Source organism: Arthrobacter livingstonensis (genome assembly GCF_003219815.1).
Classification (GTDB): domain Bacteria; phylum Actinomycetota; class Actinomycetes; order Actinomycetales; family Micrococcaceae; genus Specibacter; species Specibacter livingstonensis.
Map to the genome: position 1 here is coordinate 75,176 of NZ_QJVD01000011.1, position 17,602 is coordinate 92,777.

Consider the following 17,602-nt stretch of genomic DNA (forward strand, 5'->3'; position numbering starts at 1 on the left):
GGGCCTTGTTGGGGCGGCGTTCGAGGGCTGGCTATTTTTGTACCTATTTGAGGGAGGCCGGAACCACGTTGGCCCCAATGGTCACCGTTGCCGTGGAGCCCGTCTGGACCACCCCAACAACCACACTTTCCTTCCCGGCATCGCGCACAAACGTCTTGGTCGGTGTGCCGTCCACCGAATCGCCCGGCAGGGCAGTGAACGACTGGCCCAGATACACCTTGGTGTAATACGCCAGCACGTCCGCAGGCTTGGCCGTCAGTGTCGCCGTCAGCGAAGCCACCGAAATCGGGGTGGAACGCTGGAGGCTCGACGTCTGGACCTCGGCGCCCTTCATCAACGGAATGAGCTTGGAGGGGAAGCCCGCCACGAGTTCCTTTTGCGCCGTTTCCGCTGTGGGGCTGGCTCCTGCCGCGGCCGGCGACGACGGCGATGGCGTGATGGCGGACGTGGCCGTCACAGCAGATGCGCCCGGAGAGCCGGAGGGAGTTGTGCCGGTGCCGCCGTAGCAGCCCGAGAGCAGCACGACGGCGGCAACGGCTGCGGTCGCGGGAAGTTGCCACGGCGACCGACTGCCGGGGCGCAGGAGGCGAAAATTGGAGCTGGGCATCACTGTTTTTCCTTAGCTGCCGGTAGCGGTGCAATGGATCGCCTCCAGTTTACCCATTGGCGGCAGGGCGGCCGCACGCGCGGCTGGCGGCGCGAGGGGAACGTCGGGGCCCCTCGGCCAGTAGCGCCCACCGGCCTCCCCAACCTCGCTTCGTCCCCGGAGGCTCCCACCGCTCGCAATCCCCAGCCGCTCCCACTGCTCGCAAGCTCGCAGCGGGTCCCTCGCGGCAGTGGGCCCCCGCGTCGGGGCCCTCAGCCAGTAGCGCCCACCGTCGGGGCCCCTCAGCCAGTAGCGCCCACCGGCCTCCCCAACCTCGCTTCGCTCCGTCGGGGCCCCTCGGCCAGTAGCGCCCACCGGCCTCCCCAACCTCGCTTCGCTCCGTCGGGGCCCCTCGGCCAGTAGGCTTGGTGGCGTGGAACAGCAACCGCGGCGCATGCCGGAGCGCCCGGGCCGGCCAGCGAGCAGCCGGGCCGAGGCAGAGCTGCGCCTGGGACAGGCAGGTCGGGTCCTGGACCAGTCCGGCTGCACCATCCTGCACGTGGACATGGACGCATTTTTTGTCGCCGTGGAATTGCGCCAGCGTCCGGAACTCAAGGGGCGCCAGGTCATTGTCGGATTCCCGGAGGGCCGCTCGGTGGTGCTCTCGGCATCGTACGAGGCCAGGGCGCTGGGAGTCCGGTCGGCCATGCCCATGGTGACGGCCATGCGGATGGCGCCGTCCGCCGTCGTAATTGAACCTAGGCACGGGGCGTACCAGGAAGTGTCCGGGCAGGTGATGGAGTTGTTCAACTCCATCACCGACAAGGTGGAACCGCTCAGCGTGGACGAGGCCTTCCTTGACGTCTCCGGCGCGCTGCGCCGGCTTGGCACGCCGCTGGAGATCGGTGCACTTGTGCGCCGGCAGGTGGAGGCCGAACTTGGCATCACGGCTTCGGTGGGCATTGCGGCGTCGAAGTTTGTGGCGAAGATCGCCTCGACGCGCTGCAAGCCGAACGGCATGCTTCTCATCGAGAAGGACCGCACGGTGGAATACCTCCACACGCTGCCCGTCCAGGCACTCTGGGGTGTGGGCGCCAAGACGTTGGAGGCCCTGCAGCGCCTGGGCATTTTCACCGTGGCCGACGTCGCCGCCACACCGGTTGCCGTGCTGTCGAAAACACTCGGTGCAGGCGGCCGGGCCCTTCACAACCTCTCGTGGGGCATCGACCCGCGGCCGGTGACGCCCGTCCACGTGGAGAAGAGCATCGGTGCCGAGGGGACCTTTGCCGTTGACACGTTCGACGACGACGTCCTCACCAAGGAATTGTTGCGGCTCTCCCACCGCGTGGCCGGACGCCTGCGGGAAGCCGGACTGGCCGGGCGGACCTTGGCGCTGAAAGTCAAGTACTCAGACTTCTCCACGATCAGCCGGTCCAAGGCAATGGGCGCAGGCGTTGACAGTGCAGGGCAGATTTACACCGGCGCCACCGGCCTGCTGCGCGCCTTGGGCACCCGACCGCAAAGCGTGCGGCTGATCGGGGTCCGCGTGGAAGCACTTGAGCCGACCAGTTCGGCGCCGCTGCAACTGGCCCTCGACCGCCGCGAAGACAATGAACGCAACGCAGAGGTGGTGGGGGACGCCATTGCGGCGAAGTTTGGCACGGCCAGGATAGTGCCCGCCCGTCTCCTCAAGTCGGCCCGAAAGGACCCCGGGCCCAGCCGTCCAGAAACATTTTGACGGCCCTTCCGCGATCACCCTGCGCCGGGTTTCAGTTCCGTCGAAACACGCCTATTGTTAGTAGTAGGAGTTCTCTCAGCAATGACTTCAAAACTCATTGGTGCTCTGCGGAAACGGTCAAAAAACCAGTTTGAGGCCCGCGGGGAACTAATGCAGGCACTGAAAGCGTTAACGAGTTAAGACGCCCATGGCCCTTAATTGAAGGAGGTCGTCATGCCCCTCTCGGAGCACGAGCAAAGACTGCTGGATCAACTGGAACAGCAGCTGCATGCCGAAGACCCGAAGTTTGCCCACACCCTGGCATCGGATCCGGCACGTTCACTGTCCACCCGTCACATTGTGATCGGCGTCCTGGTCATGATTGTCGGCATCATGGTTTTGCTCGGTGGCGTTGCCATCAAGGTAATCGTGGTGGGAATCCTTGGCTTCCTCATCATGGGAGCCGGCGTGTACATCGCAATTTCGCGGCCGAAGTTCAGCGGCGACCCCACGACCGGCGCCAAATCAGGGACCAAGCAAAAGAGCGGCTTCATGAACAGCCTCGAAGAGCGCTGGGAAGAGCGCCGCAAGGAGCAATAGGCGCCGACACAACCGGACACGCCCACAACTGGGGCTGCGGAAGACTCCCTGCCTGAAGCGGCCCGCCAGCAACACAGATGGACTGTCTGTGGGCACGCGATGCCAAATAAGCCCGCAGCGCGGGCTTTTTTTGTGCCCAAAACCGCCGCCACTTCTCCCCACCCCGCTGCCCGCCACAGGGCGCGCCACTTCCCCCGCGTCCCGCTCCACTTCTCCCCACCCGGCCGTAAAAAAGAGCTAGAAGGGGCCGTTCCGTCCCGCCAAACAGAGGTTGGCGCACCATCTGGGCCACCCAACGCGCCGGAAACCAAAAAACCCCTCCACCAGGCACGGCCGACTCCTTCCCAGTATTGGCGCGGAAGTCATGGGCGACACGCCCCATTATTGAAGGCCGCGGCGTTGACGGTGGAGGATTGTGGAGTAAGGTGGAGCGCGTAGGAGAGGAATGGTGAAAGGTTGCTCTAGGGACCTCGGATGTGAAGGCGGTGGAGATGTTTCTCGGAACACACTCACCGCGCCTTGACGAAAAGGGCCGGATCATCCTTCCAGCCAAGTTCCGGGAGGAACTGGCCGGCGGACTTGTCCTGACCAAGGGACAGGAAAACTGCATTTACGTCTTCAGTGCCAGGGAGTTTGAGAAGGTCCACGCGGACATGGTCGGCGCGCCAATGCAAAATCGGCAGGCCAGGGACTATATCCGTGTCTTTCTCTCCGGAGCCTCCGACGAAGTGCCGGACAAGCAGGGGCGTGTGACCATCCCGGCCACACTCCGTGCCTATGCGGCACTTGATAGGGAACTGGTGGTCATTGGCGCCGGCAACCGGGCGGAGATCTGGGATGCCAAGACTTGGAATGACTACCTTGGGGCACAGGAAAAGGCATTCTCGGAAATTGACGAGAACGCCATCCCCGGCAACACCGCGCAGTAACCCAGCACCAACCACCTTGGGGTTTACCCCTGTGAGCGGAAATGGACGGATCTTGAATGAGGTCTCCACCCGCCCAGCAGTGTCAAACCTGGCTCACCTTCCCCGGAGCCAGGCGGGACAAGGCTCGGCGCGGAGGGGGACCTGGTTTAAGAACGGTCTTCCGTGGCAACTATTGAGCGCTGAAACCCAAACCGGCAGGTTCGGACCCATTGGACCCATGAGAAACGGAGGCGTAATGACATCGGGGAACCCCACGCCACCTACGTCCGCCCGCCACACCCCCGTATTGCGGGACCGTTGCATTAATCTCCTGGCACCTGCCTTCGAGGCCGCGCGACTTGCCGGCCGCACCCCCGTCGTCGTTGACGCCACGCTCGGCATGGGCGGCCACAGCGAGGCGATGCTCCAGCGGTTTGACGACCTTCACCTGATCGGCATTGACAGGGACACGGAGGCCCTCGACTTGGCGGGCGCGCGGCTTTCACGCTTCAGCAGCCGCACCGATCTGGTCCACGCTGTCTATGACGAGATTGATGCGGTGCTGGATGATCTGGGCATCCCCGCAATCGACGGCATCCTGATGGACCTGGGCGTTTCCTCCCTCCAGCTTGACGAGCGGGAGAGGGGCTTTGCGTACTCCTTTGACGCACCGCTGGACATGCGCATGGACACCAGCCGCGGGCAAACGGCGGCCGACATCGTCAACACCTACTCCGAAGAGGAACTCGTCCGGATCATCCGCAAGTGGGGCGAGGAGAAATTCGCCGGCCGCATTGCCAACCACATTGTGGCCGCCCGCGACAAGGCACCGCTGACCCACACGGGTGAGCTGGTGGAGATCATCCGCAACGTGGTCCCGGCAGGGGCGGCCCGCACAGGCGGACACCCGGCCAAGCGGACGTTTCAGGCCCTGCGCATTGAAGTCAACGAGGAATTGAACGTGCTCGAACGTGCCGTCCCCGCCGCGGTCGACGCCCTGGCCCTGCACGGACGCGCCGTGATCATGTCCTACCACTCCCTGGAGGACAAGATCGTCAAGGCCGTCTTTGCCGCCGGATCGCGGTCAAGCGCGCCGGCCGGATTCCCGGTGGAGCTCGAGGAACACAAGGCGACGTTGAGGCGCCTGACCAAGGGCACCGAAATACCTACCGACGAAGAAATTGCAGAAAATCCCAGAGCCGCTTCCGCGCGGCTGCGGGCAGTGGAAAAAGTGAAAGTCAGGAGCGCCGCATGAGCCAGCTTGCATCCCGCGTGATCCCCTCGACCGTGGGCAGCAACTCGACCGAGGGCAACAACGCCCGGGCGCTGTCGCTGGCGGATTTGCACCCGGCCGGTGCCCCGCAGCCGGCCAGGGAACCCCGGCCCCGGACCCCGCTTTCGCTGGTGGTTTCCATCCCGCGCCGGAACCGGACGCCCATTGTGGTTTCGCTGTTCCTGCTCGTGGTGGGCGCCCTCGCGGCAGTGCTCGTGATGAGCGTGTCGGTCTCCCAGGGCCAGTACGAGCTGGTGGCCCTGACGAACCAGCAGACCGCGCTGCAAAAGTCGAACCAGGCACTGGAACTGGGCCTCTCCGCCCAGGAAGCCCCGCAGAGCCTGGTGGCGAGGGCTGCCGGAATGGGCATGGTCCCGGCGGGGGCCACCGGCCAGATCGACGTCCGCACCAAAAAGGTTACTGGGAATCCCCAGCCCGCCACTGCTGACACCAAGGGCCTGGTGGCGCTTCCCCCGGCCGACATCAACAAGCCGCCGGCGGGCCAGGCGGCAGCCGACACGCAGGCCAAGGACGCGGCCGTGCCGGCGCAGGACGGCAGGGCGGTGGCTGACGCCGAGAAGACGCAGACGAAGGCGCAGACCAAGGTGCGGGCCAAAACCCAGGCGGGAAGTGCCGGGGCGGCGCCCGCGGCCGTGACACCTGATTTGAACGGCGGCACCATCCCGGCGCCGGCGCAGAAGGACAGCTAAGGTTTTAGAAAAGTGGATGGCGGGTTCTTGCCATCCACCAGGGCTAGACGGCAAGGAAAAGCAGTGGCACAAGACTCCTCCAAGGCGGCACGGGGTGCAACTGCACACCAACTCAACAAGGTCGGCCGCGGCCGCATGCGCATTGGTTTCATCGCCATGGTCGTCTTCCTGCTGGTCATCGCCGGCAAGCTGGTCATGATCCAGGGCATGGACGTGGGAAAGATGGCCGAGGCCGCGGAAAGCCAGCGCACCGTTGTGCAGCAGCTACCCGCAGTCCGCGGGAAGATCGTGGACGCCAACGGCAAGGTGCTGGCCGAGAGCATCCTGCGCTATGACATCACCGTGTCCCAGGTTAACAGTGCCCTCTACCCGCAGTACAAGCACTACAACGCGGACAGCGGAACCATGGTGACGCTGACCCGCGATGAAGGCCTTCAGCAATTGGCCACGGTGCTGGGACTGCCGTTTGCCAAGGTGAAGAAAAACGCCACGGGAACCAAGGTCTTCAACTACATCGTCCGGGACGTGAGCCCGGCGGTGGAAGGGAAGGTGGCTGCCCTGGGTGTGCCGGGCATCTATTCCCAGCCGCAGACCAAGCGCGTGTACCCCATGGGCTCGGTGGGAGGCCCGATCGTGGGCTTTGTGGGTGCGGACGGCAATGGCCTTGCCGGCATTGAACAGACCATGAATGCCAAGCTCAACGGCACAAACGGCTCCCGTACCTACCAGGCCGGCAAAAACGGCATCATCATCCCCACGGCCCCGGTCAAAACCTCACCCGCCGTGGACGGGCAGACCGTCAAGCTCACCATCAACGAGGACATCCAGTACTACGCGCAGCAGGCGGCCCAGCAGCAAAAGGAACAGTACAGTGCCGACTGGGCCAGCATCACCGTGCTGGAGGCCAAGACCGGCAAGGTGATTGCCATCGCGGACTCCGACTCCTACGACCCCAACAACCCCGGGGCTTCCAAGACCGCCGACGTCGGCTCCCGCACGGTCAGCAGCGTGGTGGAGCCGGGGTCCACCGAAAAGATCGTCACCACTTCAGGTGTCATGGAAAAGGGCCTTTACAACCCCATGAGCCACTTCCTGGTGCCGCCCTCGCTCACCATCGGCGGCCAGACCTTTGACGACGCCTTTGTCCATGGCACCGAAAAACGCACCCTGGCGGGCATCATTGCCGACTCCATGAACACCGGCACCGTCATGGCGGGCTCCCAAATGACCAAGCAGGAGCGCTACGACTGGCTGCACAAGTTCGGGGTGGGACAGAAAACCGGGATCGACCTTCCGGGGGAGAGCCCCGGCATCCTGGCGCCCTGGCAGCAGTGGGACGGGCGCCAGGAATACACGGTGCTATTCGGCCAGGGCGTGGCCCAGACACCCCTGCAGTCAGCCTTCATCTACCAGACGGTGGCCAATGACGGCATGAGGCTCAAGCCCCAGATCATCGACTCCACGACGTCCGCCGACGGCACGGTGGACACCGTCAAGCAGGCTCCCGGCATCAGGGTGATCACCCCCAAGACCGCTGCGGAAGACCGGCTCATGCTGGAGGGCGTGGCCACCATGTCCCACTACAACGCCATCAACATTCCGGGCTACCGGGTGGGCGGCAAGACGGGAACGTCGGAGGCGCCGGCGGACAACGGCGTGGGATTTGACGGGTACACGTCGTCGTTTATCGGCATGGCCCCCATGGAGGACCCGCAGTACGTGGTGGCAATCACTGTCCAACGGCCCAAGGGAAGCATTTACGGCGTGACGCAGGGGGCTACATTTAATCAGGTGATGGGACAGGTCCTGCGCACCTACAACGTGCCGCCCTCCACCACCCCTCCCGCCATGCCGCCGAAGTTCTACAAGTAGCCCCGGCGGACAGATTAGAGAATGAGAGACAGAGTTTTAGTGGAACAGCCAGCACACCCGCCGCGACCCGTTCACCACGGCGCCGTGGCGCTTGGCACCATTGCGGCCCTTGCCGGAGCGGATGCGGGCGCCAGTGCGGACATGGCCGTGACAGGAGCCAGCCTTGACTCCCGCACCGTCCTGCCGGGGGACCTCTACATCGCCCTCCCCGGGGCGCACGCCCATGGCGCCGCATTTGCCGCCTCCGCCGTATCCGCGGGTGCGGTGGCCGTGCTGACGGACGACGCCGGCACCCGCCAACTCGGAGACGCCCTCCCTGTTCCCGTGCTTGGCTGCCCGGACCCCCGCGGTGCAACAGGTGCGGTGGCGGCGCTCATTTATGGCGGTGCCGGGGACATGCCCCTTTTTGGCGTGACCGGCACCAACGGCAAGACCACCACCACTTATTTTGTGAACTCCCTGCTGCGGGCACTGGGAAAAACTACCGGTCTGATCGGCACCATCGAAATCCTGGCCGGGGACGAACCCATCCCCAGCAAGCTGACCACCCCCGAGTCCACCGACGTGCATGCCCTGCTGGCCGTGATGGCTGAGCGCGGGCTGGGAGCGGCATCAATGGAGGTGTCCTCCCATGCGCTGGCCTTCGGCCGGGTGGACTCGGTGGTTTTTGACGTGGCCGGCTTCACCAACCTGACCCAGGACCACCTGGACCTGCACGGCGGCATGGGGGGCTACTATGCCACCAAGGCCCGGCTGTTCACCCCGGAACACGCCAAGCGGGCCGTGGTCACTGTCGATGACCCCTGGGGCCGCCGCATGGCCGCTGAGGCCACCGTCCCCGTGCGGACGCTGGCCACCGGGCAGCAGGCTGGCACGGACCAGGCAGGCCCGGACCAGGCGGCGCCTGCGGACGCGGACTGGCGGGTCTCCCGGATGCGGCGCGACGGGATTGGCTCCCGCTTTGAGCTGCATGGCCCGGACGGCGCGTTCCTTGCGGTGCACACGGGACTCGCAGGGGATTTCAACGTCTCCAATGCCGCCCTTGCCCTGGTGATGGTCGCGGAGCAGCTCCTCGCTGACGCGGGACCTGGCGCAGCGGCTCGCACGGACGCCGTGCCGGCCGTCCAGACGGCGCTGCAGGAGGCCCTTGACACGCATGACCCCTTCACCGTGGACGTCCCGGGGCGCATGCAGCTGGTGGGCACGGCGCCAGTTGCCGTGGTTGACTTTGCGCATAATCCGGATGCCCTGAAACGGGCCCTGGTGGCCGTGCGTTCGCCGGAGGCAGGCTCGCAGGTCATTGTCGTCTTTGGTGCCACGGGGGAGCGTGACGCCACCAAGCGCCCCATCATGGGTGCCGTGGCCGTGGAGGGTGCCGACGTGGTGATCATCACGGACGACGACCCCCACGACGAGGATCCAGCGGCCATTCGGGCGGACGTGCTGCAGGGCGCCGTGCAGGCCAACGAAGGACGCGCCCGCGGCCGGCGCATTGAAGAATTTGACCGGCGCGCCGACGCGATTTTCCGCGCGGTGGAGCTGGCGGGGCCGGGCGACACCATCTTGGTGGCCGGCCGCGGCCACGAGGTCCATCAGGAGGTCAAGGGCGTCAACGTTGCCTTGGATGACAGGGTGGAATTGCGGTCGGCCCTGGACCATTTTGGATTCCCCGCCGCCACCGCCAGCAGGATAGAGTCTTAAACCGACATGATTGATTTTTCAGCGGCTGAGATTGCCGAGCTTACAAATGGCCGCCTTTCCGCCGGGACGGATCCCGCCACGCGCATCGACGTGGCACTGATCGCCACCGATTCCCGGGACGCCGCACCAGGGGGCACGTACGTGGCCAAGGCCGGCGAGCACGCCGACGGGCACGACTTCATCGCCGCGGCCTTTGCCGCGGGCGCCGTTCTGGCCCTGGCCGAGCGTGAGGTCCCGATGCCTGCCGGGCCCGCAGGGGCGGACGACGCCGGAACTTGCTTTCCCGCCGTCGTCGTCGTCGACGCCGTGCTCGCCATGGGGGTCCTGGCAGCCGAGGTGGTGCGAAGGATCCGCGCGCATTCCGCGCTGACCGTGATCGGCATCACCGGTTCAGCGGGCAAGACCACCACAAAGGACCTCCTGACCGGCATTTTGACGCCCCTCGGGGCTACGATGGCTCCTGTGGGTTCGTACAACGGCGAGGTCGGCGTGCCGCTGACGGTCTTCCGCGCGGTGGAGGCCACCCGCTACCTGATCATTGAAATGGGTGCCACGAAGGTGGGGCAGATCAGCTACCTCTCGGGCATCGTCCACCCGGACATTGGCGTGGTCCTGTGCGTGGGCAGCGCCCATGCCGGGGAATTCGGCTCGATCGACAACATCGCCCTGGCCAAGGGTGAGCTGGTTGCCGCCCTGCCGGCCAACGGCACCGCGATCTTGAATTACGACGACTCCCGCGTCCGGGCCATGGCCGCCCGGGCCGCGGCTTCCGTCACCTGGTTTTCCAGCGCCGACCGCGATAACACCGTTCAGGACAACAGCGTCCAGGCACGCAATGTGCGGACCACGGGCGGGCACCCCGAATTTGATTTGTCGTTCCCCGGGGAACCCGGCGTGCATTCCGTCACGAGCAGGCTCCTGGGCCTGCACCACGTGACCAACCTGCTGGCCGCGGCAACGGCGGCCCATGCGGCCGGTGCCGCCCCTGCGGACATCGCAGCGTCGCTGAGCACACAGGGTCCCGTCAGCCGCTACCGCATGGAGCGGACGGACCGCCCGGACGGCGTCACCGTCATCAACGACGCCTACAATGCCAACCCCGAGTCCATGCGCGCCGCCCTGCGCACGCTGGCCGAACTGGGGGAGGGTGGCAGCCGGCGCACCTGGGCCGTCTTGGGTGAAATGCTTGAGCTTGGCGAGGATTCCGTCCTGGAACATGACGCCGTGGGCCGGGTGGCGGTGCGGCTGAACATCTCCCGCCTGGTGGTGGTCGGCGCCGCGGCGCGGGCCATGCATGTGGGTGCGGTCATGGAGGGGTCCTGGGGGGAAGAATCCATGTTTGTGGCCGACGCCGACGCCGCCTACGCGGTGCTCGAACGTGAGCTTGCCCCGGGCGACGTGGTCCTGGTCAAGTCATCCAACGGTGCCGGCCTGCGCTTCCTGGGTGACCGCCTGCTGGGGGACCGGCCGTTGGGTGATCGGATAGCATTACCCACTAGCGGCGCCCCGACACACCCCCACCTGCAGACTCCCGGCGAAAGGACCCAGCAGCCATGATCGCATTGCTTATTGGCACCGGCCTGGCCCTGGCCTTCGCCATGGTGGGCACACCGCTGTTTATCCGCCTCCTGGTAAAAAAGGGGTACGGGCAGATCATCCGGGACGACGGGCCCACGACACACCAGATCAAGCGCGGCACCCCCACCATGGGCGGAACGGTGGTGGTCGGCTCGGTGGTCGGCGCCTACTTCCTCACCCACCTGATCATTTGGCTGATCAACCCGGCGGTGGAAGGGCCCACGGCCTCCGGGCTGCTCATGATCTTCCTGATGGTGGGGCAGGGCCTGGTGGGCTTCCTGGATGATTTCCTGAAGATCTCCAACCAGCGCAGCCTGGGCCTGGATGCGAAGGGCAAGCTCGCAGGGCAGGCCGTGATCGGCATTGCCTTTGCCATCATGGCCTTGGGCTTTCCCGACAGCAGCGGACGGACCCCCGCCAGCACGTTCATCTCCTTTGCCCGCGACATCCCTTCCCTGAACCTGGCTTTTGCCGGCGCCGGGCTCGGTGTGGTCCTCTTTGTCATCTGGTCCAACCTGATCATTGCCGGCACCACGAACGGGGTGAACCTCACCGACGGCCTGGACGGGCTGGCCACCGGCGCCGCCATCCTGGTGTTTGGGGCCTACACACTCATTGGCGTGTGGCAGAACAGCCAGGTCTGCGGCTCCCGCAAGATCCCCTCTGAATCGGTCTGCTACGAGGTCCGCGACCCGCTGGACCTGTCCCTCATCGCCGTCATCATGTTTGCCGCCCTGATCGGCTTCCTGTGGTGGAACACGTCCCCGGCAAAAATCTTCATGGGAGACACCGGTTCGCTGGCCATCGGCGGCGCCATCGCCGGGTTTGCCATCCTCTCCCGCACGGAAATCCTGCTGTTCATCATTGGCGGGCTGTTCGTGCTGATTACCCTCTCCGTCATCATCCAGGTCGGTTTTTTCAAGCTCTCCAAGGGCCGGCGCGTGTTCCGGATGGCACCGCTGCAGCACCACTTTGAACTCAAGGGCTGGCCCGAGGTGACGGTGGTGGTGAGGTTCTGGATCCTGGCCGGGCTCATGGTGGCCGTGGGGCTGGGCGCCTTTTACGCTGAATGGGTAGTTCGACTGTGACCAGCACTGCATCAAGGCCCGCCGGCCCCGGCCGGCTGGCGGAGCTGACGAGCTGGGACGCCGACTGGGCCGGCCTGCGGGTGGTGGTCACGGGCATTTCCAAGACAGGCTTCTCCGCGGCGGACACGCTGGCCGAGCTGGGCGCACGCGTGGTGGTGGTCGCCTCCTCGGACGACGACGACGCCCGCCACGCCGCTGAAACCTTGAAGATTGTTGGGGTTGAGGAGGTCATTCTGGGCCAGGACTCCTCCATCCTGCTGCCCCTGGTGGGCGGGGAGGCGCCCGAACTGGTCGTTACCAGCCCAGGCTACAAGCCCTCCCACCCGCTGCTCGCCGCGGCCGCCGCCGCCGGCGTCTCGATCTGGGGCGACGTGGAGCTCGCCTGGCGCGTACGCACCCGCGCGGGCCGCAAGACGGCCGAATGGATCACCATCACCGGCACCAACGGTAAAACGACCACCACCACCATGGTGGAACACATGCTTGTGGCCGCGGGGCTGCGAGCCATTGCCGCCGGCAACATCGGCACCCCCATCCTGGATGCCGTGCGCGACCCCGAAGGCTGGGACGTCCTGGCTGTCGAGCTCTCAACCTTCCAGCTGCACTTCACGCAATCCCTGGAGCCTCTCTCCAGCGTGTGCCTGAACCTGGCCGAGGACCACGTGGACTGGCACGGCAGCTTCGAGGCCTATGCGGCGGACAAGGCCAAGATCTACGCCAACACCAAGGTTGCGTGCGTCTACAACGCCGAACAAATTGAAACTGAACGCATGGTCGAGGAAGCCGAGGTCCGCGAAGGGTGCCGTGCCGTCGGCTTCACCACGGGCATGCCGGCCGTCAGCATGGTTGGGGTGGTCGAGGGGCTGATCGTGGACCGGGCCTTCATCGCAGAACGCAAGGATTCCGCCGTCGAACTGGCCCACGTCAGCGACATTGCGGACCTGGTTCCCAGGCATCTCGTCGCCAACGCCGCGGCGGCAGCGGCGCTGGTGCGCGCCTACGGCCTCACGCCGGAAAACGTGCGTGACGGCCTGTTGGCCTTTGAGTCCGGCGACCACCGCATCCAGCCGGTGGCCAAGGCTGGCGGCGTGCTGTGGGTGAACGACTCCAAGGCCACCAACCCGCACGCAGCCTCCGCATCCCTGTCGGCGTTCAAGCCCGTCATCTGGATTGCCGGGGGGCTGTCCAAGGGGGTCGAGTATGACGGGCTCGTCAGCGCGCATGCGGACCGCCTCAAGGCCGTGGTCCTCATCGGTGAGGACAGCAGCGCCCTGGCCGGGGCATTGGCACGACACGCCCCGGATGTGCCGGTCATTGAGACGGGCAGGGCCCAAACTGGCAAGGAAGGAATGGTGGAAACACCCATCTTTGGCGACGCCGTCATGGCACAGGCCGTTGCGGCCGCAGCCGGGTTGGCTGCGGACGGTGACACCGTGCTCATGGCCCCGGCGTCCGCCTCCATGGACCAGTTTTCTTCCTACGCCCACCGCGGCCAGGCGTTTATCAGCGCGGTCCGTGAGCTGTTGGAACGACGGGCGAGCGCCAACAAGGAGTCATAGTGGCCAGAACACCGGCACAACCCGGAACCTCCGCGCAGCGGACCGCCCCCAGGAAGGGCACAGGCGCGACGCCCCCAGCGGGAACGGCCATGACGGCAAAGGCGGCAGCACCGCAGGCAACAGCCGGGCCCGCTGCCAAGGCGCCGGCCGCGACGAAGACGGCGACCCCCGGCGGCGGCACCGAACCCGGCCGCCTGCAGCGGCTGCGCCACCGCATCAATGAACTGGCCGGACGCCCCAGCGCCGCCTACTACTGGATCATCGGCACCACCGTGGCACTGACCTGCATCGGGCTCATGACGGTGCTCTCGGCGTCGGCCGCTGAATCCATTTCCGAAGGCAAGGACCCCTACTCCCTGTTCATCAAGGAGAGCATCTTTGCCGCCGCCGGCATGGTGCTGATGATGGCACTCTCCATAGTCCCGCCCTCCGGCCTGAAAAAACTCGCCTGGCCCGCCCTGGGGCTGTCGGCCCTGCTGCTCATTGCCGTCTTCACACCGCTGGGAAAGGAAGTGAACGGCAACAGGAACTGGATCAACCTCGGCGAGTCGCTCAGCTTCCAGCCATCGGAAGCCGCGAAGCTGGCGCTGGCGCTCTGGATGGGGCTGATCCTGGCCCGCAAGGGAGAACTGGTCCGCGACTGGAAACACGCGCTGCTCCCGATCGTGCCCGTGGGCGTCGTCATGGTGGGCCTGATCCTTGCCGGCAAGGACCTGGGCACCTCTGTCATCGTCATGGCCGTGGTCGGTGCCGGGATGTACTTTGGCGGCGCCACCTTGAAGGTACTGCTGCCCGCCCTCGCGGCGGGCCTGCTCGGTGCCGTCCTCCTGGCGGCCTTCAGCGGCAACAGGACCTCCCGACTCTCCGGGTGGCTCGGCAACTGCGACCCCACCTTGGGCTTGTGCGACCAGGCGCAGAACGGGCTCTATGCCCTCGCCTCAGGACGCTGGTTCGGGGTTGGCCTGGGCCAAAGCCGGCAAAAGTGGAGCTGGATCCCGGAAGCCCACAACGACTTCATCTTCGCCATCCTTGGCGAGGAGCTGGGCCTGATCGGCACACTGGCTATCATTGCCCTCTACGCCGTCCTGGCCTTCGCCATCTTCCGCGTCATCATGAAGCGCAACGACACCTTCGCAAGGGTGGTGTGCGGTGCCATCCTGGCTTGGATCATCGGCCAGGCGTTTGTGAACATCGCCATGGTCGCGGGGCTCCTGCCGATCATCGGCGTCCCCCTGCCCTTGATTTCCTATGGCGGCAGCGCGCTCGTGCTGGTGCTGGCGGCCCTCGGCGTCGTCCTCTCCTTTGCCCGCAATGAACCAGAAAGTGCCACGATAGAACCATGATGAAACCCAACCGACCGGCGCTCTCCGTGGTCCTGGCCGGCGGGGGCTCCGCCGGGCACGTGAGCCCGCTGCTGGCCATCGCCAATGCCGTGCGCAGCCGCGTTGCCTACGCCGCCATCCTGGCCGTGGGCACGGCCGACGGCTTGGAAGCACGCCTGGTCCCCGCGGCCGGGTTTGAACTGGCCACCATTGACCGGATTCCCCTGCCGCGCCGGCCCTCACCGGATCTGCTGAAGCTGCCAGGGCGCATGCGCCGCGCCATCGCCCGCGGCAAGGACATCCTGCGCGACGCGGAGGCGGATGTCCTGGTGGGCGTTGGCGGCTACGTTTGCACTCCCATGTACCTGGCGGCCAAGTCGCTGGGCGTGCCGATCGTCATTCACGAGGCCAACACCAAGGCCGGCCTCGCCAACAAGGTCGGCGCCCGCTACACCATCCGCGTCGGCACGGCGTTTGCCGCCACGAAAATCCGCCACGGCCACGTGGTGGGCATGCCCATGCGCCCCGCCGTTGCCGGCCTGGACCGTGCCGCCGAGCAGGGCGCCGCCCGCGAACGCCTCGGACTCGCGCCCGACCTTCCCACCCTGGTTGTCACCGGAGGCTCGCTGGGCGCGCTGCGCCTGAACCGGGCCGTGGCCGGCGCCGTTGGTGCGCTGGGTGCCGCCGGCATCCAGGTCCTGCATGTCACCGGCAACGGCAAATCCGTCACCGCGGCCGACGGCGGACTGCTCACTGCACCGCTGTACCGCCAGCTCGAATATGTGGACGCCATGGAGGACGCCTACGCGGCCGCCGACATCCTGTTGTGCCGCTCCGGTGCCGGGACCGTGTCCGAGGTGGCCGCCGTCGGACTGCCAGCGGTGTTTGTGCCGCTGCCGGTGGGCAACGGCGAGCAGGCCCGCAACGCCGCGGGGCTCGTGGCTGCCGATGCCGCCCTGCTGGTGCCCGACGCGCAGCTGGACACCGGCTGGATTGAACAGAACGTCATCCCGCTGTGCCTGGACAGTGGACGGCTGGCCGCCATGGGCGCGCGCGCCTCCGCGCTGGGCATCCGCGATGCCGCCGAACGCATGGCGGACATGGTCCTTGCGGCGGCCCGAAAGTGAGCGGCAAAATGATTAACGACCAGTCCGGGACGGCGGCTCCCAGGCCCTATACGCCTCCCACCCTGGCGCAGCTGGGCCGGGTGCACTTCATCGGCATGGGTGGGGCAGGCATGTCCGCCATTGCCCGGATCATGCTTGGCCAGGGTGTGCCCGTGAGCGGCTCTGACGCCAGGGCTTCCGCTGGGCTGGCCGAGCTGGGGGCCCTGGGCGCGGTGGTGCACCTGGGCCACGAGGGAGCCAATGTGGCCGCGGTGGACACGATTGTGGTCTCCACCGCCATCCGGGCGGACAACCCCGAACTGGTGGCCGCCCGGTCAGCCGGGCTGCGGATACTGCACCGTTCCCAGGCACTGGCCGCCGCCATGGCGGAGGACAGGGTGGTGGCCGTGGCCGGGACGCACGGCAAGACCACCACCACGTCCATGATCACCGTCATGCTCCGCGGCGCCGGCGTTGACGCGTCGTTCGCAGTGGGCGGCACCGTACAGGCGCTGGGCGTCAATGCCGCGCACGGCACGGCGGATGTTTTTGTGGCCGAGGCCGATGAATCCGATGCCTCCTTCCTGAACTACAGTCCCCGCATCGCCGTGGTCACCAACCTGGAGGCCGACCACCTGGACCACTACGGCACGGCTGAGGCCGTTTTCGCAGCCTTTGAATCCTTCACCGCGCTGCTGCCGGCCGACGGCGTCCTGGTGGCCTGCGCCGACGACCCCGGCTCGGCCCGCCTCGCCGTGCTGGCTGCGGCGGCCGGAACGCGCACCGTCACCTACGGTTTTGCCGACGGGGCCGACATCCACATCGTCGCAGGCACGGGCACCGGGCTTGACACCGACACCACACTGGCCATCCCCGGCGTGCTGCTGGGCCCCGGGGCCGCCGACACTGCCGTGCCGCTGCATCTGCAGGTTCCCGGCGCCCACAACATCAGGAATGCGGCCGCAGCCGTGGCCGTGGCCCTGGAGCTGGGTGTAGACGTGCACCGCGCCACCGAAGCGCTTGCCACGTTCAACGGCGCGGCCCGGCGCTTCGAACTGAAGGGGGAGGGACGCGGCGTCCGGGTCTTCGACGACTACGCCCACCATCCCACCGAGGTCACTGCGGCGTTGAAGGCCGCCCGGACCGTGGCGGGGGGACACAAGGTACACGTGCTGTTCCAGCCCCACCTGTTCTCCCGAACCAGGGAATTCGCGGCCGAATTTGCCCGAGCCCTGGACCTGGCCGACACCGTGGCCGTGCTGGACATCTATCCGGCCCGTGAGGACCCCATTCCCGGCGTCAGCAGCACCCTTATCACCGATGCGCTGTCGGTGCCGATCGGCTATGCACCCGAGCCCGCGGCCGCCATGGCGGCACTGGTCGGGGCGGCCCAGTCCGGGGACATCATCCTGACCGTCGGCGCCGGCGATGTGACCGCCCATGGACCAGCCTTGGTGGCCGCCCTCAATGCGGCGCCGGGCAATCAGGCGGCGGCAAATCCGGTGCCGGGCAATCAGGCCCGGAACACCCCGGGGACCGGCGCCAATGGCGGCACCCCCAGTGGCGGCACCCGTGGCTGAGC

Annotated in this window: 14 protein-coding genes; 13 read left to right on the forward strand and 1 reads right to left on the reverse strand. The window is 66.6% G+C overall.

The window, feature by feature from the left end:
* Positions 1–43: 43 nt before the first annotated feature.
* Positions 44–607, reverse strand: coding sequence for a hypothetical protein (locus CVV68_RS24235; RefSeq protein WP_245933487.1), 564 nt, complete (start codon positions 605–607; stop codon positions 44–46).
* Between the two features lie 412 nt (positions 608–1,019).
* Here CVV68_RS24235 and dinB point away from each other — a divergent pair, with 412 nt between their 5' ends.
* The 13 genes from dinB to murC all read left to right on the forward strand — a co-directional run bounded on the left by dinB (position 1,020) and on the right by murC (position 17,600).
* On the forward strand, positions 1,020–2,324 hold the full coding sequence (gene dinB / locus CVV68_RS11700) for a DNA polymerase IV (RefSeq protein WP_245933488.1): 1,305 nt from the start codon (positions 1,020–1,022) through the stop codon (positions 2,322–2,324).
* A 213-nt stretch (positions 2,325–2,537) separates the two neighbouring features.
* Positions 2,538–2,903, forward strand: coding sequence for an SCO2097 family morphological protein (locus CVV68_RS11705; protein WP_110501182.1), 366 nt, complete (start codon positions 2,538–2,540; stop codon positions 2,901–2,903).
* A gap of 491 nt (positions 2,904–3,394) precedes the next feature.
* Positions 3,395–3,832 carry a division/cell wall cluster transcriptional repressor MraZ gene (gene mraZ, locus CVV68_RS11710; protein ID WP_110501236.1) on the forward strand — a complete coding sequence of 146 codons (438 nt, stop codon included), beginning with the start codon at positions 3,395–3,397 and terminating at the stop codon, positions 3,830–3,832.
* A 235-nt stretch (positions 3,833–4,067) separates the two neighbouring features.
* Positions 4,068–5,066: a 16S rRNA (cytosine(1402)-N(4))-methyltransferase RsmH gene (gene rsmH, locus CVV68_RS11715; protein WP_110501183.1), complete on the forward strand. Its 999-nt coding sequence runs from the start codon at positions 4,068–4,070 to the stop codon at positions 5,064–5,066.
* Positions 5,063–5,794, forward strand: coding sequence for a cell division protein FtsL (gene ftsL / locus CVV68_RS11720; RefSeq protein WP_110501184.1), 732 nt, complete (start codon positions 5,063–5,065; stop codon positions 5,792–5,794). Before rsmH ends, ftsL begins: the two co-directional genes overlap by 4 nt.
* A 63-nt stretch (positions 5,795–5,857) precedes the next feature.
* Complete coding sequence (locus CVV68_RS11725; RefSeq protein ID WP_245933489.1) at positions 5,858–7,666, forward strand: peptidoglycan D,D-transpeptidase FtsI family protein; 1,809 nt, start codon at positions 5,858–5,860, stop codon at positions 7,664–7,666.
* 39 nt (positions 7,667–7,705) lie between these two features.
* Positions 7,706–9,367 carry a Mur ligase family protein gene (locus tag CVV68_RS11730; RefSeq protein WP_438502633.1) on the forward strand — a complete coding sequence of 554 codons (1,662 nt, stop codon included), beginning with the start codon at positions 7,706–7,708 and terminating at the stop codon, positions 9,365–9,367.
* A 6-nt stretch (positions 9,368–9,373) separates the two neighbouring features.
* The gene (locus CVV68_RS11735; protein ID WP_110501186.1) at positions 9,374–10,924 is read left to right on the forward strand and encodes a UDP-N-acetylmuramoyl-tripeptide--D-alanyl-D-alanine ligase; all 1,551 of its coding nucleotides are present in this window, start codon (positions 9,374–9,376) and stop codon (positions 10,922–10,924) included.
* Positions 10,921–12,033, forward strand: coding sequence for a phospho-N-acetylmuramoyl-pentapeptide-transferase (gene mraY / locus CVV68_RS11740; protein ID WP_110501187.1), 1,113 nt, complete (start codon positions 10,921–10,923; stop codon positions 12,031–12,033). The genes CVV68_RS11735 and mraY overlap by 4 nt, the downstream gene beginning before the upstream one ends.
* On the forward strand, positions 12,015–13,592 hold the full coding sequence (gene murD / locus CVV68_RS11745) for a UDP-N-acetylmuramoyl-L-alanine--D-glutamate ligase (protein WP_110501188.1): 1,578 nt from the start codon (positions 12,015–12,017) through the stop codon (positions 13,590–13,592). The genes mraY and murD overlap by 19 nt, the downstream gene beginning before the upstream one ends.
* Before the next feature lie 89 nt (positions 13,593–13,681).
* Positions 13,682–14,935: a putative lipid II flippase FtsW gene (ftsW, locus tag CVV68_RS11750; protein ID WP_110501189.1), complete on the forward strand. Its 1,254-nt coding sequence runs from the start codon at positions 13,682–13,684 to the stop codon at positions 14,933–14,935.
* Complete coding sequence (locus tag CVV68_RS11755; RefSeq protein ID WP_110501190.1) at positions 14,935–16,041, forward strand: UDP-N-acetylglucosamine--N-acetylmuramyl-(pentapeptide) pyrophosphoryl-undecaprenol N-acetylglucosamine transferase; 1,107 nt, start codon at positions 14,935–14,937, stop codon at positions 16,039–16,041. Before ftsW ends, CVV68_RS11755 begins: the two co-directional genes overlap by 1 nt.
* A gap of 8 nt (positions 16,042–16,049) precedes the next feature.
* Entirely contained in the window at positions 16,050–17,600 is a 1,551-nt protein-coding gene (gene murC, locus CVV68_RS11760; protein WP_110501191.1) for a UDP-N-acetylmuramate--L-alanine ligase, read from the forward strand.
* Positions 17,601–17,602 lie beyond the last annotated feature (2 nt).